General features: G+C 69.5%; 17 protein-coding genes. 6 read left to right on the top strand and 11 right to left on the bottom strand.

Features of this window, described 5'->3' with window-relative positions:
• Positions 1 to 146 precede the first annotated feature (146 nt).
• Positions 147 to 1,484 carry a polysaccharide pyruvyl transferase family protein gene (locus AC3ERS_RS24455; RefSeq protein WP_488186858.1) on the top strand — a complete coding sequence of 446 codons (1,338 nt, stop codon included), beginning with the start codon at positions 147 to 149 and terminating at the stop codon, positions 1,482 to 1,484.
• A gap of 9 nt (positions 1,485 to 1,493) precedes the next feature.
• A complete protein-coding gene (locus AC3ERS_RS24450; protein WP_431970404.1) occupies positions 1,494 to 2,330 on the top strand; it encodes a glycosyltransferase family 2 protein in 837 nt (278 codons plus the stop codon).
• Between the two features lie 21 nt (positions 2,331 to 2,351).
• Here the strand turns inward: AC3ERS_RS24450 and AC3ERS_RS24445 are convergent, their stop codons facing one another.
• The gene (locus AC3ERS_RS24445; protein WP_431970403.1) at positions 2,352 to 2,990 is read right to left on the bottom strand and encodes an MspA family porin; all 639 of its coding nucleotides are present in this window, start codon (positions 2,988 to 2,990) and stop codon (positions 2,352 to 2,354) included.
• Positions 2,991 to 3,051: 61 nt separating this feature from the next.
• Positions 3,052 to 4,191 carry a class I SAM-dependent methyltransferase gene (locus AC3ERS_RS24440; RefSeq protein ID WP_431970401.1) on the bottom strand — a complete coding sequence of 380 codons (1,140 nt, stop codon included), beginning with the start codon at positions 4,189 to 4,191 and terminating at the stop codon, positions 3,052 to 3,054.
• Between the two features lie 34 nt (positions 4,192 to 4,225).
• Between AC3ERS_RS24440 and rfbC the strand changes: the two genes are divergently transcribed.
• Positions 4,226 to 4,798, top strand: a complete 573-nt coding sequence (gene rfbC, locus AC3ERS_RS24435; RefSeq protein WP_431970400.1) for a dTDP-4-dehydrorhamnose 3,5-epimerase — start codon at positions 4,226 to 4,228, stop codon at positions 4,796 to 4,798.
• A 25-nt stretch (positions 4,799 to 4,823) separates the two neighbouring features.
• On the opposite strand, the gene AC3ERS_RS24430 is transcribed toward rfbC, so the two are convergent.
• The 4 genes from AC3ERS_RS24430 to AC3ERS_RS24415 are packed head-to-tail and all read right to left on the bottom strand — an operon-like array spanning position 4,824 to position 8,606.
• On the bottom strand, positions 4,824 to 5,864 hold the full coding sequence (locus AC3ERS_RS24430; protein ID WP_431970399.1) for an NAD-dependent epimerase/dehydratase family protein: 1,041 nt from the start codon (positions 5,862 to 5,864) through the stop codon (positions 4,824 to 4,826).
• A 2-nt stretch (positions 5,865 to 5,866) separates the two neighbouring features.
• Positions 5,867 to 6,517 (bottom strand): PIG-L deacetylase family protein, encoded by a 651-nt coding sequence (locus AC3ERS_RS24425; RefSeq protein ID WP_431970398.1) that lies wholly within the window; start codon positions 6,515 to 6,517, stop codon positions 5,867 to 5,869.
• Positions 6,514 to 7,290 carry a glycosyltransferase family protein gene (locus AC3ERS_RS24420; RefSeq protein ID WP_431970397.1) on the bottom strand — a complete coding sequence of 259 codons (777 nt, stop codon included), beginning with the start codon at positions 7,288 to 7,290 and terminating at the stop codon, positions 6,514 to 6,516. The genes AC3ERS_RS24425 and AC3ERS_RS24420 overlap by 4 nt, the downstream gene beginning before the upstream one ends.
• Positions 7,287 to 8,606 carry a methyltransferase domain-containing protein gene (locus tag AC3ERS_RS24415; protein ID WP_431970395.1) on the bottom strand — a complete coding sequence of 440 codons (1,320 nt, stop codon included), beginning with the start codon at positions 8,604 to 8,606 and terminating at the stop codon, positions 7,287 to 7,289. The genes AC3ERS_RS24420 and AC3ERS_RS24415 overlap by 4 nt, the downstream gene beginning before the upstream one ends.
• A gap of 496 nt (positions 8,607 to 9,102) precedes the next feature.
• Here AC3ERS_RS24415 and AC3ERS_RS24410 point away from each other — a divergent pair, with 496 nt between their 5' ends.
• The gene (locus tag AC3ERS_RS24410; RefSeq protein ID WP_431970394.1) at positions 9,103 to 10,617 is read left to right on the top strand and encodes a sugar transferase; all 1,515 of its coding nucleotides are present in this window, start codon (positions 9,103 to 9,105) and stop codon (positions 10,615 to 10,617) included.
• Between the two features lie 3 nt (positions 10,618 to 10,620).
• Here AC3ERS_RS24410 and AC3ERS_RS24405 read toward each other — a convergent pair whose 3' ends face one another.
• Both AC3ERS_RS24405 and AC3ERS_RS24400 read right to left on the bottom strand, forming a co-directional pair.
• On the bottom strand, positions 10,621 to 11,283 hold the full coding sequence (locus AC3ERS_RS24405) for a biliverdin-producing heme oxygenase (RefSeq protein ID WP_431970393.1): 663 nt from the start codon (positions 11,281 to 11,283) through the stop codon (positions 10,621 to 10,623).
• A 111-nt stretch (positions 11,284 to 11,394) separates the two neighbouring features.
• Positions 11,395 to 12,819 carry a threonine/serine exporter family protein gene (locus tag AC3ERS_RS24400; RefSeq protein WP_431970435.1) on the bottom strand — a complete coding sequence of 475 codons (1,425 nt, stop codon included), beginning with the start codon at positions 12,817 to 12,819 and terminating at the stop codon, positions 11,395 to 11,397.
• Positions 12,820 to 13,052: 233 nt separating this feature from the next.
• On the opposite strand from AC3ERS_RS24400, the gene AC3ERS_RS24395 reads away from it, so the two are divergent.
• The gene (locus AC3ERS_RS24395; protein WP_431970434.1) at positions 13,053 to 13,913 is read left to right on the top strand and encodes an LLM class F420-dependent oxidoreductase; all 861 of its coding nucleotides are present in this window, start codon (positions 13,053 to 13,055) and stop codon (positions 13,911 to 13,913) included.
• A 48-nt stretch (positions 13,914 to 13,961) separates the two neighbouring features.
• On the opposite strand, the gene AC3ERS_RS24390 is transcribed toward AC3ERS_RS24395, so the two are convergent.
• The 3 genes from AC3ERS_RS24390 to AC3ERS_RS24380 are packed head-to-tail and all read right to left on the bottom strand — an operon-like array spanning position 13,962 to position 17,226.
• Positions 13,962 to 15,644, bottom strand: coding sequence for an ABC transporter permease (locus AC3ERS_RS24390; RefSeq protein WP_431970392.1), 1,683 nt, complete (start codon positions 15,642 to 15,644; stop codon positions 13,962 to 13,964).
• Positions 15,641 to 16,573, bottom strand: coding sequence for an ABC transporter ATP-binding protein (locus AC3ERS_RS24385; protein WP_431970391.1), 933 nt, complete (start codon positions 16,571 to 16,573; stop codon positions 15,641 to 15,643). Before AC3ERS_RS24385 ends, AC3ERS_RS24390 begins: the two co-directional genes overlap by 4 nt.
• The gene (locus tag AC3ERS_RS24380; RefSeq protein ID WP_431970390.1) at positions 16,573 to 17,226 is read right to left on the bottom strand and encodes a TetR/AcrR family transcriptional regulator; all 654 of its coding nucleotides are present in this window, start codon (positions 17,224 to 17,226) and stop codon (positions 16,573 to 16,575) included. The genes AC3ERS_RS24385 and AC3ERS_RS24380 overlap by 1 nt, the downstream gene beginning before the upstream one ends.
• Positions 17,227 to 17,312: 86 nt before the next feature.
• On the opposite strand from AC3ERS_RS24380, the gene AC3ERS_RS24375 reads away from it, so the two are divergent.
• Complete coding sequence (locus AC3ERS_RS24375) at positions 17,313 to 19,247, top strand: acyl-CoA dehydrogenase family protein (protein ID WP_431970389.1); 1,935 nt, start codon at positions 17,313 to 17,315, stop codon at positions 19,245 to 19,247.
• The last annotated feature ends 16 nt before the right edge of the window (positions 19,248 to 19,263 follow it).

The raw sequence follows: 19,263 nt of genomic DNA, 5'->3' as shown, positions 1-19,263 counted from the left end.
CGCAACAGTCTAGGACACGGAGGCGTACTCGGCGTGGCATCGCGAACGCTGGCCGTGGCGGGTGGCGTGGGGTAGATTGCACAGCGAGTTCGTGCTCGGCACGAGCCGACCCGCGGGGGACCAGCGGGAGGACTGACACAGTGGGGATCGGTAGTTCTGTGCCCGAGCGAGTCACCCTTGCCGAGCGCGATATTCGCGTGCTCGTGGAGAACGGTGAGTACTGGCTGCGCAATCGCGGTGACATCGCCATGATGGTCACCACCGTCGAACGGTTGCGCGCTCGCTGGCCGCACGCGCGCATCGGGGTGCTCACTCACCAGCCCGCGGTGCTGCGCGCGCTGCTTCCCGAGGCGGAACCCATCAGCGGACCCGACTGGTCCTGGGGTTCCAGCGGCTGGATGGGCCGGGTATCCCGCACGGCCGCAACGAAATTGATCGGACCTGCCGCGCTGCGCTGGCGTGCGGCCACCGACGGACCCAAGGACCGGGTCCGCGCGCTGCGCGCCGAGGCCGCGACCGCCGTCGCCGAGCCCGAAGCGCCCGAGCCGCGGGCGGAGGTCCCCGCGGCGGTGGCCGAGGCCTCGCTGGTGCTCGCCCTCGGCGGCGGGTACATGACCGACGTCGACAAGTACCAGGCGCACCGCACCCTCGATCTCCTGGAAAAGGCGCGTTCCCAAGGCATTCCGACCGCGCTCGTCGGCCAGGGTCTAGGCCCGCTACGCGATCGGGGCCTGCTCGATCGCGCCGCCGAGGTGCTGCCGGGAGTGGACTTCGTCGCGCTGCGCGAGCGCAGGCGCGGACCGGAACTGCTGGCGCGGCTCGGCGTCGCGCCGGAACAGACGATGGTCACCGGCGACGACGCGGTGGAATTCGGTTACCGGCTGCGCGACGCCCGCATCGGCGCCGACCTCGGCCTGTGCCTGCGGGTCGCGGAGTACGCGCCGGTCGGCGCGGAGGCGCGGGAGACGCTGGGCCGGGTGGTCCGTGACCGCGCCGCGGCGCTGGACGCGGGACTGATGCCGCTGATCATTTCCGAGTACGCCTCCGAGGACCGCCGCTCGACGCTGCCGCTGCTGACGGGTGCGGTCCGGCGCAGGTCGCCGGTCGGACGCGGCGGCAGCCCGCAGGACGTGGCCAGGCAGGTCGCCCGCTGCCGCGTGCTGGTGACCAGCGCCTACCACCTGGCGGTTTTCGCGCTGTCTCAAGGCATTCCGGCGGTCGGCATCACCGCCTCGGAGTATTACGACGACAAATTCCACGGTCTGGCCGGCATGTTCGGCGCCGGACTGCGGGTGGTGCACTTGGACGACCCCGACCTGGACACGGCGCTGCGCGAGGCCATCGACGAGCAGTGGGCAGCCGCTCCCGAGCTGCGTGATCCGTTGCAGCAGAAGGCCGTCGAGCAGATCGAAGCAAGCAGGGCGGGCCTGGAGCGGGTGTTCAGGCTGGTGGAGAACGGCCCGGTCGCCCGGGTCGACGGCTAGGGGGCTGACATGGCATCGCTGTCGGTGTGTGTTCCGGCGTACAACTCGGGGCGGACGCTGGCCGCCACGCTGGATTCGGTACTCGCACAGGACGAGGACTTCGAACTGGTCGTGCTGGACAACGCCAGCACCGACGACACGGGGGAGGTGGCGCGCTCCGTCGACGATCCCCGGGTGCGGGTGCTGTGCAACGACACCGTGCTACCGATCGGCCGGAACTGGGACAAGGTCATCACCGCCTCGACCGGCACGCTGGTCAAGGTCGTCTGCGCCGACGACGTGCTGCGGCCCGGCGCGCTGGCCGCGCAGCTGGCGGTGATGGCGGACCGCTCGATCGCCATCTCGTCGAGCCGGTTCGAGGTGATCGACGAAGCGGGGGCGGTCATGGAGTCCGGGCTCGGCCTCGCGGGACTGCTCGGCAGGCAGACCCCGCGCGTGCTGGCGCGCACCATCGTGCGACGCGGGCCCGCCGACTTCGGACCGACCGCGGCGGCGATGTTCTACCGCGAGCACTACGACAAGGTCGGCGGACTGCGCGGCGATCTGGTGTTTCCGATGGACGTCGATCTGTTCGCCAGGGTCGGTTCGTTCGGCGCGTTCTTCGGGATGACGGAGATCCTTGCCGCCTGGCGCAATTCGTCGTTCAACCTGTGCAGCCGGTCCTCGACGGTGAGCAAGCTGACGGAGATGTACCGCTTCCACCACCGGATCGCGCAGGACTATCCCGAACTGGTGCACCGCGGGGACGTGCTGGCCGGGGACACCAGGCTGGCGAAGGCGGCGCTGCACCGGCTGCGCGTGCGGACGCTGGCGACCGTGCGGAACCGCCCGGATCTGCTGGTCTGATCCGGGCGGCCTGCGGCGGGCTCAGATAGTCCAGAGCCTGCCGTAGGTGATCACCGTGTCGCCGTTCGCGCCGACGATCATCACGAACGGGCGAATGTTGGTCGGCCCGACAACGCCGGTGACGGTGCCGTGGAAGCCCGACATGCGAATGAAGCCCGACGTGCCGGAGATCTCGCCGCTCGCGCATTCGATCGTCTGGATACCCGGCCCGAAACCGACCTCCAGCTGGAGACCGAGCCGAGGGATCAAGCCGTCGATCTTGAGCAACGCGCCGTCACCGCCGCCGAGATCGACGCCGAGGCCCGGTGTCGAATACTCGAAGCGGATCTTGCCGTTCAGCGTGGCGGGAAACCCGACCTGATAGCCGATGGTGATCCGGCCCTTCCAGTCCTCGGCGTGCGGACCGGAGACCTTGAAAGCCGCCTCCCCGTGGTGGAACCACTCCCTGGTGAGCGGGTTGCCGTCCAGCGGGGGTACGAAATCGATGCGGGTGTCGGCCTGGATGGCTTCCACCGCGCGGTCCTGGCGGTCCACGACGGTATTGCTGCTGTCGATTACCGCCGCGGCGGAACCGTTCCCGAAGACCAGCCCGGCCGCCAGGACGGAGGCGAGCGCGACGGCGCGGACGCCCCGACGAGGAGGCAGGTTGAGGTTGATCATCAAAGTCCTTCGCTGCGTGAATACTTGTCATACGGAATGAACGCGGCCCTGCGACAACGAATCACGTTGGGGCGCGGGTAACGATCGCTGTCCCGGTGCCTCCTTCCCGCGGTCCGGACGGCCCGTCGACCACCCAGCGGCCGTCGAGTTCCGGGTAGGCCGCGCGCACCTCGGCCAGCAGATCGGGCAGCGTCAGGAGCACGAGATCCGGTCGCGCCGTGACGAGTTCGCGCGGGGAGACGATCGGGATGTCGGTTCCCGGCATCCGCCGCCCCTGCTTGGCGGGGGAGGCGTCGGCCACCCCGGCGATCAGGCCGCGGTGCGCCCCGGCCAGGCTGAACAGGGCGACCGCCCGCGACGCGGCGCCGTATCCGTAGACGCGAAATCCGCGCTCGGCCCGGTCCTCCAGCCATCGGCGCAACGCGCTCGCGTGCCGGTCGACAGTGCGCTGGAGCGCGGGCAGCGCGCCCGGATCGACGTGGGGCGCTTCGCTGTCGAGCACGGTGCGGACCGAATCGTGCGGTGCCGCCGCGCCGTGCACCGCGCGCAGCAGCATGGTCCCGCCGTAGAGGTCGAAGGTCCAGGCGTGCGTCGCGCTCATGCCGACCTCGTGCAGCAGTCCCCGCAGCGCGGTCAGCGAGTAGTAGGCGAAGTGCCCGTGGCGCAACGCGTTCCATTGGCAGGCCGACACGATGGTGGCCAGCGAGTGGTACTGGACAAGCAGTGCGCCGTGCGGCGCGGTCGCGGCCGCGCGCCGCCGGAACGCGGCCCGCTGATCGGGCTCGTGCATGATCCCGAAGCAGTCCAGCACCATGTCTGCCGGGGCCACGGTCTCGGTGAAGCCGCGCGCGGCGAGCAGCGGTAGCCAGGTGCCGCCGTGCGGGCTGCCGAATTCGCGCGCGGTGTGTCCGGTCAGCAGCCCGGCCGCCGCCACCGCGGCGACCGCGTCGGCCGCCTGATCGCGCAGCGCCCGCGGCTCCACGCCCCTCGGTTCCGCGGTGACGGTGTCGTCCTCGGCGAGCTGGGCGAGTCCGCACGCGGCGCAGTAGTCCATGCGCAGCGGATGTCCGGCCTCGTCGGGATCGATCGGGCTCTGCGCACTCGGAAAATGGTCGGCCGCAGGAACTTTCCCGAGATCGAGTATCGGGCGCAGCGCCGCACTCGCGCAGCCGCGGCAGAGATTCCCCGGCTCGGAACTCATGCCGGATTCCCCTCTCTCATGGCACGATGACCCCGTGCGTATCGAGCAGACCGAGCTCGCCGACGTCCTGCTGCTCGTTCCGCAGCCGTTCCACGACGCTCGGGGCTTCTTCACCCGGACCTTCGACGCCGAGGCCTTCGACGAGCGGCTCGGCGCGCCGGGCGCCGCGGCCGCGTTCGTCCAGGACTCTCAATCCCGTTCCGCGCGCGGCGTGATTCGCGGCATGCACGGCCGCTCCGGGCGCGGCGAGGCCAAGCTGGTCCGCTGCGCGCACGGCGCGGTGCACGACGTGCTCGTCGACATCCGGCCCAGCTCGCCCACCTTCGGCGCGCAGCAGGCATTTCGGCTGGACGACAAGGACTTCCACCACCTGTACGTGCCGCCGGGCTTCCTGCACGGATTCCAGGCCCTCACCGCGACGGCCGACGTCTGCTACCGCATCGATCGGCCGCACGACCCGGCCGAGGACATCGGCGTCGCCTACGACGACCCCGACCTCGGCATCGCCTGGCCCCTCGCGGTGACCGAGGTCTCGGCGCGCGACGCGGCAGCGAGCAGCTGGGAACAGCTGCTGCGCGCCGTCTGGCAGCGTCCCGCGGCGCGCTGAGCCGACGACCCTGCGGCGCGTCCGATCAAGTCTGCGCGGCGGCCGCTGTCCCGATCCGGCGCAGCGAGGCGTCGAGCACCCCGGAGTCGCACAGCTTGCGCAGGTGCGGCAGTCGCGTGAAACGGTGGAAGAAGTCGGCACTGGTCAGCCCCCTCGCGGTGTACTCGCGGTACAGCTCGGTCGCGCCCGCGGGCACGGTCCACTCGGCGCGAAATCCGATGGCATCGCGCGCGGCGGAGAAATCGACGCGATAGGAGCGCGGATCGGCGCCGTTCTCCCCGGTGACGAGCAGCCGGGAGCCGGGCACAGCGGCTACCACGGCCTCGGCGATCTCGGCGACCGTCAGATTGTTCTCCTCGGTGCCGATGTTGAACGCGCGCGTGTGGATCGCGTCGATCGGCGCGGTGAGGCAGGTCGCGAACGCGGCGGCGATGTCACGCGCGTGCACCAGCGGCCGCCACGGCGTGCCGTCGGAGAGCACCTTCACCTCGCCGGTGAGCACGGCGTAGCCGACGAGATTGTTCAGCACGATGTCGGCCCGAAGTCGCGGCGAGAAGCCGAAAGCCGTGGCATTGCGCAGGAATACGGGCGAGAAGCCGGAGTCGGCGAGCGCCGCGACATCGTCCTCGACGCGCACCTTGCTCTCCGCGTACGGGGTGATCGGGCGCAGCGGGGCGTCCTCGGTCACGAGGTCCTCGCCCGCGGCGCCGTACACCGAGCAGGTCGAGGCGTACAGGAACCGGCGCACGCCTGCCGCTTTCGCCAACCGGGCCAGCCGCACCGACGCGTGATGGTTGATGTCGTAGGTGATCTCGGGCGCCAGCGCGCCCAGCGGATCGTTGGACAGGGCCGCCAGATGCACCACCGCGTCGAATCCGGTCAGCTGCTCGGCCGACACGTCACGCAGGTCGACCGACGAGCCCGGCGGATCACCCGGCAGCGCGCCGAGCACGCAGTCGGCGAAGAACCCGGAGTCCAGTCCGGCCACGTCGTGGCCCGCGGCGCGTAGCACCGTCGCCATGACGGTGCCGAGATAACCCTGGTGTCCGGTGAGCAGTACCCGCATGTTCAGTTGCCTCCCAGCTCGACGACGGCCTTGTCCAATACGAATGCCTCCGCGTGCCCGCTGCGGCTCTGTACGCCGCGCAGCCGGGACAGGCCGGTGAACGCGGCCTCGTCGAACCAGTCGCGCCCGGTCTGGGAGGGGTAGTGCTTGTGCAGCAGCCGCGCCTTCTCCTCGGCGAGATCGACGGCGACCGGCTGGAAGACGGTGGGGCGGGGCGTATCGGTCTCCCACTTGAGGATCTCGTAGCCGAGCACCAGGTGGTCGCGGAACTCGGTGGGCGTCAGCTCCGCGAGCAGCCGGTGATCCTGGTGGGCGTCGCCGCGCTGCGGCGCGAACACCAGATCCGGCGCACAGCCAGCGCGAAAGTCCGCCAGCGCGTTCTTGATTCGGTCCCAGTGCGCGGGCGCGCGACCGTCCGGGATGTCGAGGACGGTGAGCGCGAGCGCCGCGCCGGGACAGAAATCGGCGAGCGCGGCGCGCTCCTCGGCCTCGCGTTCGGTGCCGCCGCCGGACAGGACCAGCGCGCGCACCCGCAGGCCGGGACGGCGGCGCGCGAGGGTGAGCAGCGTGGCGCCCATGCCGATCGCGATGTCGTCGCAGTGCGCGCCGAGCACCGCGATTTCGGCGACGGGCGCGACGATCAGAGGGATCACGCGGGTTCCCAGACCATCCACGGCCGCACGCCCGCGCGGTAGCCCGCGTCGAGTTCGGCGCGCTCCTTGAACGTGTCGGCGGGCTTCCAGAACCCGAGGTGCCGGTACCCGAACAGCCTGCCCTGCCCGGCCAGCGCGCCGCAGGCGTCGGCCACCAGGTCGCCGTCGGGTGGCAGCAGGTCGAACACCTCCTGGGTGAGCACGAAGTACCCGCCGTTCTCCCACAGCGGCATCCTCGCGACCGGCATGATGTCCTTGACCTCGCCGGTCGGGGTGAGATCGACGCAGTGGAACGAGGATTGGGGCGGCACGACCATCATGGAGGCCGCCGCGCCGGAGGCGGTGAACCTGGCGATCATCTCGTCCAGCGGCGCGTCGGTCAGCACGTCGGCGTAGTTCGCCAGGAACACCTCGTCCTCGCCGATGTACTGCCGTACGCGTCGCAGCCGCTCGCCGATGGCCGATTCCACGCCGGTGTCCACGAAGGTGATGGACCAGTCGCTGATATCGCTGCGCAGCAACTCCACGCGGCCCTCGCGGATGACGAAGTCGTTGGAGACCGACTCCTCGTAGGTGAGGAAGAAGTTCTTGATGTGCTCGGCGCCGTAGCCGAGGCACAGGATGAACTCCTTGTGGCCGAAGTGCGCGTAGTAGCGCATCACGTGCCAGAGCAGCGGTCGCGGACCGACCAGCTGCATCGGCTTGGGGATCATGTCGTCGGAGCCGTCGCGCATCCGCATCCCGTAGCCGCCGCAGAACAGCACAACTTTCATCGCGCGTGCCTCCCCGTGAAGTGTTCGAAGTCGTTGTCGGTGGACGCCGCGGCGGTGGACGGGTCCGCGTCGTCGTCTGGGGTCGCGCTGGTGAGGTCGGCGCGATGCACGGTCGGCAGCGGGTAGACGAGCTCGCCGCCCCAGTCGGCGACGTGGCGCAATTGCGCGGTCAGCTCGGTCTCCAGATTCCATGGCAGCACCAGCACCACATCCGGCCGGTCGGCATCGATACGTTCGGTCGGGTGGATCGGGATGCGCGTGCCGGGCGTGAAACGGCCGTGCTTGTAGGGATTTCGGTCGACGGTGTACTCGAGCAGATCGGGGCGGATGCCGCAGTAGTTGAGCAGGGTGTTGCCCTTGCCCGGCGCACCGTAGCCGACCACCCTTTTGCCTTCGGCGCGCCGGGCGAGCAGATAGCGCAACAGCTCCTGACGCACATGCGCGGCGCGCGGGGCCAGATCCCGGTAGCCGTCGGGGTCGTGCAGCCCGGCCGCGGCTTCGTCGCGCAGCACCGCGGCGACGCGTTCACCGGGCGCGCCTGCCGCCGCCTCGGGCCGAGCCCACAGTCTGATCGAACCACCATGTGTGGCAAGCAGTTCCACGTCGACGACGGTGAGCCCAGCTGTGGCGAGTGCGCGTTGGGCCGACAACACGGTGTAGTACTGGAAGTGCTCGTGATAGATGGTGTCGAACTGCCCGAGCCGCACCAGGTTCGCCGCGTGGTGTACCTCGATCGTCAGCCAGCCGTCGTCGGCCATCAGCTCGCGCAGCGCACGGGTGAAGCCGCGCAGGTCGGGCACGTGCGCGTAGACGTTGTTGGCGACGACCAGGTTCGCAGGGCCGTGCACCGCGCGCACCTTCGCCGCCGAATCCTCGTCCAGGAACTGGGTTTCGGTCGGCACGCCCAGTGCGCGGGCAGCCGCGCCGACGTTCACCGACGGTTCGATGCCGAGGCAGCGGATGCCCGCGGCGACCACGTGCCTGAGCAGATAGCCGTCGTTGCTCGCGGCCTCCACGACGAAGGATTCGGGTCCGAGGCCGAGCCGTTCGACGGCGTGCGAAACGAATCTTTCAGCGTGCCGCACCCAACTTTCGGAATACGAAGCGAAATAAGCGTATTCGGTGAATGTGTCCTCGGGCGTGATCAAGGCCGGAATCTGCAGGAGCAGACAGTCCTCGCACAACCGCAGATGGAGCGGATAGGCGGGTTCGGGCAGATCTAGTTCGTCCACCGCGAGGAATTTCTCGCACGGCGGTGTCGCGCCGAGGTCGAGCACGCTCGAAAGGCGCGCGGAATCACACAGACGACAACGCATGCAGACCCACCTTCTGCTGAGAGATCGGATCGCCCGGCAGGCGGCCGGCACGCCTCAGGCGGCGAGGCGATCCAGTGAGACGTTACAACCAACTGCCCCCGTATGGCTGATGAAATCGACTGTGAGATAGCGGTTTACGGACACGTCTCTCGGCGTGTCGTGGGCGGGCATCGAGTCCGCTATCGGGGGTTGACGCGATCGGCCCCCCGGTCGCCGTTTCGATTCGAAAGCAACTCGAGTGCGCTACCTGCCGTAATATTCCGATCGGGCCGGATTTCCGATTCGGGGGCGAAACCGACCGGAAGTTCGTCGGCTATTCTCTGGAATACAGTGTGACCCTTGGCATTCGATATGTGCGCCGTTTCGAGTTCTGTAACAATCTGCTGTTGGCCGTCGAATGACCGAACACCCCGGGACGGCCGATGCGGGACTGCGGGGGACCGATCGACAGGGATCGGGAGCAACGAATTCTCTCCCAGGGGGAGGTGTGTGTTCCATGAGCTACGAGCTCACGGGCAGCGACGATCTCGATATATCCGGACCGTCGCACATCCCGCCGCGTTCCGAGCGGGAACGCTGGCAAGCCGACTACGTGAAGCACTTGGCCGCAACGGATCTGCTAGTGATAGCGGGCGCGGTCGGTCTGGCGCAGGTGATCAGGTTCGGCGGGCCCGCGGCGCCGCCGCTGGCCTGGCGATTGTCCTACGAGATCGGCTATACGGTCGTTTCCGTGGCGCTCGCGGCGACCTGGGCGCTGTTCCTCGCCGCCGGGAACACCCGCTCGCCGCAGGTGGTCGGCTCGGGAACCGAGGAATACCGGCGGCTGGTCTCGGCAACGCTGCGCCTGTTCGGCGCCGTGGCCATCGTCTCGCTGATCGTCCAGATCGATTTCGCGCGTGGCTATTTGGCGATCGCACTGCCGCTCGGGCTGCTCGGACTGATGTCCAGCAGGCTGGGCTGGCGCTGGCACACCCGCGTCAGGCGCCGCGATCGCGCGGAGTGCTTGACCTCGGTGCTCGTGGTCGGCGCCCCGGAGGCTGCGCAGGCGATGGCGAGCGCGTTCTCCCGAGACCCGGATTCGGGCTATCGCGTGGTGGGCGTGTGCATTCCGGACGGGGTCGCCACGACGGGGCGCTACTCGCTGCGGGCATCCGGCCGCAGCTTCTCCGTCGTCGGCGACGATCGCTCGGTGCTGGAGGCGGTGCGCCGCAGCGGTGCGGACACCGTCGCGGTCACCGCGACGGACTACCTGGGTCCGGTCGAATTGCGCAGGATGGCATGGGAACTCGATCCGCTCGGCGTCGAGCTGATCGTCGCGCCCGGCGTGGTCGACATCTCCGGTACCCGGCTGACGAACCGGCTCGTCGCGGGAATGCCGATGCTGCACATCGCCAAACCGCAGTACGACCGGGCCAAGTCGACCGGAAAGGCGGTCTTCGACGCGTGTTTCGCGGCGGGCGTGCTGCTGGCGATCGCGCCGGTGTTGCTGGCCATCGCCCTGGCGGTCAAACTGACCAGCCCCGGGCCGGTGTTCTACCTCTCGGAGCGGATCGGGCGCGGCGGCAAGCCTTTTCGGATGATCAAGTTCCGCAGCATGTACCAGGACGCGGAGCGCACCGTGTCCGCGCTGATCGAGGCCAACGGCGGCAACCCGGTGTTCTTCAAGATGAGGGACGATCCGCGGGTGACGCCGGTCGGGCGGGTGATCAGGAAGTTGAGTCTGGACGAGCTGCCGCAGTTCCTCAACGTGCTGCGCGGTGAGATGAGCGTCGTCGGCCCGCGTCCGCAGGTGCAGCGCGAGGTCGACAGCTATGACGGCGAGATGCGGCGCAGGCTGCTGGTCAAGCCGGGCATCACCGGGCTCTGGCAGGTGAGCGGCCGATCGGATCTCTCGCTGGAAGACTCGGTGCGGCTGGATCTTTCCTACGTGGAGAACTGGTCGATGGTGCTCGACCTCTTGCTCATCGCCAAGACCATCGGCGCGGTCGCTCGCGGCGAGGGCGCCTACTGACCGTCAGGACGGGCGGCGCGCCGGGAACTCCGCGGCGAGTTCGGCGAAGATCGCGGAGTTGTAGTCGAAGGCGCGCTGGCATTCCTCGAGCACCCGCCTGCGCTCGAGCTCGTCCACCGCCAGGTCGTCGAGCAGGGCCCGGTATTCGCGTTTGAAGGCGGCCGGATTGGCGATGCCGTCGAAGACGTAGAAGCGGACCCCGTCGCCGCGGCGCGGCAGGTCCCACAGCTTCTCGGCGGTGCCCCGGATCACCTGACCGCCGGACAGGTCGCCGAGATAGCGGGTGTAATGGTGGGCGACGTACCCGGCGGGCCAGTCGCGCGAGCACTCCTCGATGCGCTCGGCGTAGGCGACGGTGGCGGGCAGCGCCCGCAGCTGGGCGCGCCAGTCCGGGCCGAGCAGGGCGACGAGGTCGCGCTCGAGTTCGGCGGTCCTGGCCAGCTCCGGCTTGATGAAGGGGCCCGCGACGCTGTCGTCGGCCAGTTCGGGCCAGCGCTGCTCCAGTGCGCGGTAGATGAACCACAGCTGGCCGGTGTAGCGGTGGTAGGAGTCGATGCCGAGCGCGCCGCCGAGCATGTCGCTGATGAACGAGGAGTTCTCCGCCTCCGCGTGCTGACGCGCGGTGGCGGACTGGATGCGTGCCGAGAAAGGTACTGCTTCCGACATTCCGAACCACCTCACCGTCGCCTGCGGCAGCCCACTTGTTTGGCTACCCTAACTAACCGCACAGACCATACCGGTTCGCCGGTTTCGCCGCACCCGAGTCGCGGCAGGGTATCAGTGTGCGGGATTCGCGCGCCGCCTGCGCCGGACGATGGGTCGTCGGAGCGAACCGAAACGGCTGAGAATCCGCGGACGGCGCAGCGAGCGGTCGCACCATTCGCCGAGCGTCACACCCGCGGCCAGCGCGCAGCCGATGCCGAATGCGGCGAGCAGCTGATCGAAGCCGAGCAACGGTTCGTCGCTGAGCATGGCGTAGAGCCCGCGATACACGCTGAGACCCGGCAGCAGCGGCGTGATGCCCGCGACCGCGACGACGAGCGGCGGCGTCAGCGCGCGGCGGGCCATCAGACCACCGGCCATGCCGACCAGGGTGGCGGCCACCCCGGAGGAGATCACCGGACCGAATCCGGCGTGCTGGACGAGCAGATAGCTGATCGCGCCCGCCGCGCCGCCGAACGCCGCGGCGGCCAGCGCGCGTTTCTCGGCGTAGCAGGCGAGCGCGAAGGCCAGCGCCGCGATCGCGCCCGCGGCGATCTTGACCGGCAGATCGGTGATGTCGCGACCCGAGGTCATATCGATGGACGGCACGGTGGCGCCGACCACCTGCGCCAGACGCAGCGCCAGCGCGATGCCCGCGACGATGCCGCCGGTCATCATCACCACCTCGAGCAGCCGCGCGGTCGCGGTGATCGGCGCCCCGGTGATGGCGTCCTGCACCGAACCCACCAATTGCAGACCACTGAGCAGCACGGTGATGCCCGCCGCGATGATCAGCGTGGGATCCGCGTGGAAGCCGAGCGGTTCGGCGAGGGTGGACAGCACGATGGCAGGGACCGCGGCGATGAGTCCGCCCATCATGTGCTGGAAGAAGAACGGCAACCCGTAGCGGTTCAGCACCCGGTTCGTCCGGTCGATCGCCGCGGTGGTGGCAAAGCTGAGCGCCGCGACGACGATGCCCGCGCCGAGCAGCGCGGCGATGGCGGCGGCGAGCAGCGACCAGCCGAACGTCGCGGTCCAGCGGTGGTACGGGTGTGGTGCGGAGGTGATGGCGTCGAGGGACGCGCGCGCGTCCTCGGGCGCGACCACCTGGGTGCGGATGCGCCGGGTGAGCCGGTCCACCGCGGCCAGCCGGGTGAAGTCGAGCGCGCGATACTGCACGACGCGCATCGTGCTCGCGGGCGGCAGCAGCGGGCCGCGGTCGGCCCAGATGCGGATCGAGTCGTAGGTGACGTCGACATCGCAGCGGGCCAGGCCGTAGGTGGCCGCGATGAAACGCACCTGGGTGGTGGTGTCCATGACGCCGGTGCCCGACGCGAGCACCACCTCTCCGGCGCGTACGGCGAGATCGAGCACCTCGGCCACCCTCGCGTCGTCGGTGAGGTCGATTGGTTGCAGGGGAGTGGGCGCGGCCACGATGGTGTCGGCGGTGGCCTGCCGGTCGGCCACCAGCAGCCCGACGGCCTCGCTGACACCGGGCAGATGCGGGGCCCGGCGTGGCCACACCCTGTTGCGCCAGCCGGGGTGATCGGCTCGCGGATTCGTGTTGTCTCCTCCCGGCGGCGCGTCAAGACCCATGCCCGCGACCATAGTTGTCGCGGTGCGGGTCCGGCATCCGCGCCTGTCAGCACGCGTGCGCGGGGCGCAAGACCATGGTGCGGCGCGGTGAAAGGTGGTAGAACTTGTTCTAATTTCTGGCGATGGGAGTGCGTGCGATGCGGTACGGGATCGTGTTGTTCACCAGTGACCGGGGCATTACGCCCGCCGACGCCGCCGCGGCAGCCGAGCGGGCCGGCTTCGATTCGTTCTATGTCCCCGAACACACGCACATTCCGGTGGTGCGCGCGGCGGCGCATCCGCGCACCGGCGACGCCAGCCTGCCCGACGACCGCTACCTGCGCACGCTCGATCCCTGGGTCGCGCTGGGCACGGCCGCGGCGGTGACCGAACGGATCACGCTCTCGACCGCGGTGGCGCTGCCCGCCGAACACCACCCGATCACCTTGGCCAAGGCCATCGCCTCGCTGGACCACCTGTCCGGCGGACGGGTCAGCCTCGGCGTCGGATTCGGTTGGAACACCGACGAACTCGCCCACCACGGGGTGCCCGCCAACAAGCGGCGCACGGTGTTGCGCGAACACCTGGACGCGATGCGCGCGATCTGGAGCGAGGAGGAGGCGAGCTTCTCCGGCGAGTTCGTGAGCTTCGGTCCGAGCTGGTCATGGCCGAAGCCGACGCAGAAGCGCATCCCCGTGCTGCTCGGCGCGGCGGGCGGGGAGAAGTCGTTCGCCTGGCTCGCCAAGAACGCCGACGGGTGGATCACGACACCCACCGAGGAAGGCCTCGGCGAGAAGATCGAACTGCTGCACCGGATCTGGCGCGAACACGGACGTACCGAGACCCCGGAGATCGTCGCGCTGGCGGGGCGGCACGATGCCGCGCAATTGGCGCAGTGGGCCGAACTCGGCGTGACGGAGGCGGTTTTCGGTCTGCCGGACCGCGACGCCGAGGAGGTCCGCGCTTATCTCGAGCGGCTGGCGGGCAAACTGGGGCTCACCGGGATCGACCGGCGCTGAGACGCGTGCACCGCCGCCCGCGAACGAGCGGCGGCGCACGGTGTCGGGTCAGCGCAGGTCACGGCGGCGGTAGGCCGCGATGCCGACGGTGAGCAGGACGGCGGCGGTGCCCAGCAACCACAGGATCGGCGTCGCCTCGAACGTCGCGCCCGGAAGCTTCGGCGGGTGCACGAACGGCACCAGGTCGACCATCCACTGCGGCAGCCCGTTCAGCGAGCCGACGAAGAAGAGCACGACCATGCCGCTCAGCACGCCCCAGGCGACCGGCGTGTAGCGCGGCGCGAGCCCGAAGAGCGCGATCGTGATGCCGGTGACCACCCAGACCGCGGGTACCTGCACGGCCGCGGCGGCCAGCGATTCCGGCAGCTTCTCGCCGAGATCACCGGTGGTGAGACCGTAGACGACACCGATCGCGAGCCCGGCGGTGAGCAGCGCCAGCGCGGGGCCGGCCAGCGCGAAAGCGATGTGGCTCAACGCGTATCGGGTCCGGCCGACCGCGGCCGCCAGCGTGGCCTCGGCCCGCTGGCTGGCCTCCTCGTCGTGCAGGCGCAACGCCGCGGAGATCGAGAACGCGGACGCCGCGGCGGCCAGCATGGCGAGCGCGTACGCGATGAACGACTCCTCCAGGCTCTCCGAACCACCCATGCGGGTGACCAGATCGGTGATGGTGCCGCTGTCGTCGAGCATGTCGCTGACGCTGTTCACCGCGCCGCCGATCAGCAGACCGTAGAGGCCGAAGCCCACCGTCCAGACCAGCAGCGTGCCGCGCTGTAGACGCCAGGCCAGCGCGACGGGGCCGGAGAGTCGCGGCGCCGCGGCGGCGGGGCCTGGCCGTTCGGCGAGCAGACCGGAGCCGGTGTCGCGCGAGGCGAGCAGGGCGTAGGCGGCGCCGGTCGCCAGCACGGCGGCCGTGGCGAGCGGAAGCAGCACCCACCACCGTTCGTCGGCGTAGGGGCGGATCTGCAGGCACCAGCCGATCGGCGAGAACCAGGAGAGTACGCCGTTGCCCGCGTCGCCGACCGCGCGCAGCGCGAAGGCAGCGCCCAGTGTCCCGAACGCGACGCCGCGCGCGACCCGCGCACCGGCGCTCACCTGGGCGGCGACCGCGGCGATCGCGGCCCACACGATGCCCGACGCGGCAAGCGCCGCGCCGAACGCCAGCGAACCCGCCGCGGGCAGGTCGGCGGCGTAGAGCGAAGCGGCGCAGGAGATTCCGGCGATCAGCGCGCCGCCGAAGGTCAGCGTGAGCGCCGCCGTGAGCCCCGCGAAGCGGCCGATGCTGGTGGCGCCGACCAGTTCCGCGCGACCGGTCTCCTCCTCGACCCTGGTGTGCCTGATGACGGTCAGGATGGTCGCGATCGCGATCATCGTGTACATCGCGCCGGCCTTCCAAGTGCCGATCGAGCCCAGCTCGGTGCTGAACACCGGCCCGTACATGGCGACAAGGGCCGGGCTGTCGGCGGTGGTCCGGGCGAAATCGTCCAGCTGAGTCTGGGTGGTGTACAGGTCCTTGATGCTGACCACCTGGAAGGCGGGCATCAACCCGATCAGCAGCGACCAGAGCGGCAGCACGATCCGGTCGCGACGCAGATACAGCCGCAGCAACTGCCAGGTGCCCGCGAAATCGGCGGATTCGCCGAAAAGCGGTGCGGCAGAGGCGCGGTGGACGGCGGTGGGCCCACCCGTCACCCGGCCGCCACCCCTCAACGAATCGCTCCGCGATGCTGTCATGCTCGCACCTTCTCCCCGTGGGTCGTCGCGGTGTCGCCCGCCTGGCCGTCGACGTGGTAGTGCCGCATGAACAGTTCCTCGAGCGTGGGCGGCGCGCTGGTGAGGCTCCGCACACCCGCGTCGCCGAGTACCCGGATGAGCTCGCCGAGGTGCTCGCTGTCGACCTGGCAGCGCAGCGTCGACCCGTCGCGCTCGATGTCCTCGACGCCGCCGATCCGGCTGAGATCGCCTGGGTCGCCGAGCAATTCGGCAGTGATAGCGGTGCGCGAGAGATGGCGCATATCGGACAGCGAGCCGGTCTCCACGGTCCGCCCTGCCCGGATGATGGTCACCCGATCGCAGAGCACCTCCACCTCGGACAGGATGTGGCTGGACAGCAGCACCGTCGTGCCACGCTGCTGCGCTTCGTGCACGCACTCGCGAAAGACTTGTTCCATCAACGGATCCAGGCCGGAGGTCGGCTCGTCGAGCAGCAGCAGCCGCACGTCGGAGGCGAGCGCGGAGATCAGCGCGACCTTCTGCCGGTTGCCCTTGGAGTATGTGCGCGCCTTCTTGCGCGGGTCGAGATCGAAGCGCTCGATCAGCTCGGCGCGACGTTCGGCGTTGATGCCGCCGCGCATCCTGGCGAGCAGGTCGATGGTCTCGCCACCGGACAGCGACGGCCACAGCGTGACATCGCCCGGCACGTAGGCCAATTCGCGGTGCAGGCCGACCGCGTCGGTCCACGGGTCGCGGCCGAACAGCCTGGCGTGACCCGAGGTGGCGCGCAGGATGCCGAGCAGGACCCGGATGGTGGTCGACTTGCCCGCGCCGTTGGGGCCTAGAAAGCCGTGGATTTCGCCCTCACTGACCGTGAGGTTCAGCCCATCGAGGGCTTTGACGTGGCCGAAGGTCTTACGCAGATCCTCGGCTTCGATGACCTCGGACATCAGTGCTCCTTCATGACAGTGTCCATCAGGGTGGTGTCGATGAGCAGGCCCTGGGTGTAGAACTCGAGGGCCGGTGGGGTGAGTTCTTCGGTGATCGCGCGGATCGCCCTGCGGAAATCGATCTTTTCGTCGTCGCGGCGATGCAGTTGCACCCACAGCAGGATGGCGCCGACATTGAGCATCATCAGATATCGGGCGCGGGCCTTGTGGTCGCGGCTCGGCTTCACGGTCCCCGCGTCGACGGCCTGCTGCATGTAGACCTCGGCGTCGGCGACCATGTGCTCGAACAGCGACTCGGCCATCGGTCCGCCTGCTTGCAGGCTGCGCACCATGTAGGCGACGAGCGGGCCGTAGATCTCGATCTCGGCCAGGGCGGCGAGCATGCCCGACGCGGCGTTGGGTGCCGTGATCGCCTTGACCTTCTCGTCCCGGATCAGCTCCAGCACCCGGTCGTCGCACACGGCGCGCAGACCGTCTTTGGAACCGAAGTGGTGGTTGACGAGTCCGGGGGAGACGCCTGCCGCGGCCGCGATGGCACGAACCCCGACCTGGAATCCGTGCTCGCCGAAGACTTCGATCGCGGCGTCTCTGATACGGGCCGCCGTGGTCAGATCCGCGGAGGATCCTTGCGATACGGGCTGTTGCTTGAACACATGTTCAGTATATTAAACGTGTGTTCAATCGGGGGCAAGAGTTTTGCCTCGATTCCGCGTGGTACGTGGCGACTATGGTCGAAGTCATGGCTACCGGCAGCAGCTCTACGACGGCAGAACACCTTCGTGCGGCACTCGATGGACCATGGGGGTCGGTCCGCGAGGAGGCCCGAACCCAATTGACCGGGCAGGAATTCACCGGCGACCCCTACCTCGACTACAAGGCGGCCAGGGCCCGCGTGCTGGACCAGATGCGGGTGATCGCGACCCTCGGCTACGCCGAGCGCGGATTCCGCAGGGAGAACGGCGGAACCGGCGAACCGGGCGCGGCCGTCACCGGATTGGAGATGCTCGCCTACGCCGACCTGTCGCTGTGGGTCAAGGCGGGCGTGCAGTGGGGCCTGTTCGGCGGGGCGGTGGAGAACCTCGGCACCGAACGGCACCGTGAGTACATCCGCAGGCTGATCTCGCTGGACCTGCTCGGCTGCTTCGCGATGACCGAATCCGGGCACGGCAGCGACGTCGCCAACATCGAGACCACCGCCACCTACGATCCCGGCACCCAGGAATTCGTGGTGCACAGCCCGACGCCGTCGGCGCGCAAGGACTACATCGGCGGCGCCGCCGAGCACGCCAGGATGGCCGCGGTCTTCGCCCAGCTCATCACCAACGGTGAGAACCAGGGCGTGCACTGCCTGCTGGTGCCGATCCGCGACGACCAGGGCGCCGACCTGCCCGGCGTCACCACCTCCGACGACGGGCTCAAGGGCGGCCTGCTCGGCGTCGACAACGGCCGCATCACCTTCGATCACGTCCGCGTCCCGCGCGAGAACCTGCTCAACCGCTACGCCGACGTGGCGCCCGACGGGACCTACAGCTCGGAGATCGACAACCCGAGCAGGCGCTTCTTCACCACCCTCGGCACGCTGGTGCGCGGGCGGGTCAGCGTGGGCGGCGCGGCGGCCGCGGGAGCGCGCGTGGCGCTGAGCATCGCGCTGCGGTACGCGCTGAAGCGCAGGCAGTTCGCCGATCCGGACAGCGGCGAGGAGACGGTGCTGCTCGACTACCGCAGCCACCAGCGCAGGCTGCTGCCGCTGCTGGCGAAGTCCTACGCCTACGCCTTCGCGCAGAACGACCTGGTTCGCCGCATGCACCTGGTGCAGACCGGCCAGGATCTGGAGCCGAACGCGCAGCGCGCGCTGGAGAAGCGCGCGGCGGGCCTGAAGGTCGCCCAGACCAGGCACGCCACCCGCGCCATCCAGGAATGTCGCGAAGCGTGCGGCGGCGCAGGGTATCTCACCGAGAACCGGCTCGTGACGCTCAAGGGCGACACCGACGTGTTCACCACGTTCGAGGGCGACAACATCGTTCTGACCCAACTGGTCGCCAAGGAACTGCTGACCGCCTACGCCGACGAGATCCGCGATCTGGACGCGCTCGGCTGGGTGCGTTTCGCCGCCACCATGGCCGGTGACGTGGTGCGCAAGCGCTCCGGTGTGCGTCAGCTCATCCAGACGCTGCGCGACCGCGGCGACGACGGAGTCGACGAGGGCGACCTGTCCCGGCGCTCGGTGCAGCTGCAACTGTTCGCCGACCGCGAGGACTACCTGGTCCGCACCGCGGCGCACCGGCTGCGCGCGCGGGCCGAGGAGACCGGTCCCTTCGAGGCGTTCAACAACGCCCAGGACCACATCCTGGCCGCGGGCGCCGCGCACATCGACCGGCTGGTGCTGGAAGCCTTCATCGAAGGCATCGGCGACATCGAGGACCCGGACGCCAAGGCGCTCGCCGACGACGTGTGCGACCTGTTCGTCTACACCATGCTCGAGGAGAACTCGGCCTGGTTCATCATGCACCGGTTCATGTCGGTCGAGCGCGCGAAGGCGGTGCGCCGCGGGGTGAACGAGCTGGTGGACCGGCTGCGCCCGCACGCGCTGACGCTGGTGGAGGCGATGGGCGTGCCGGAGACGATGTTGCGCGCCGCCATGCTCGACGACGCGAGCGTCTACGAGCGGAGCTGATCAGGGGCGGTGCGCG

The organism is Nocardia sp. bgisy134 (assembly GCF_057708325.1).
Note: the sequence above shows the minus strand (reverse complement) of the source record. Positions and strands in the feature narration are given on the sequence as shown.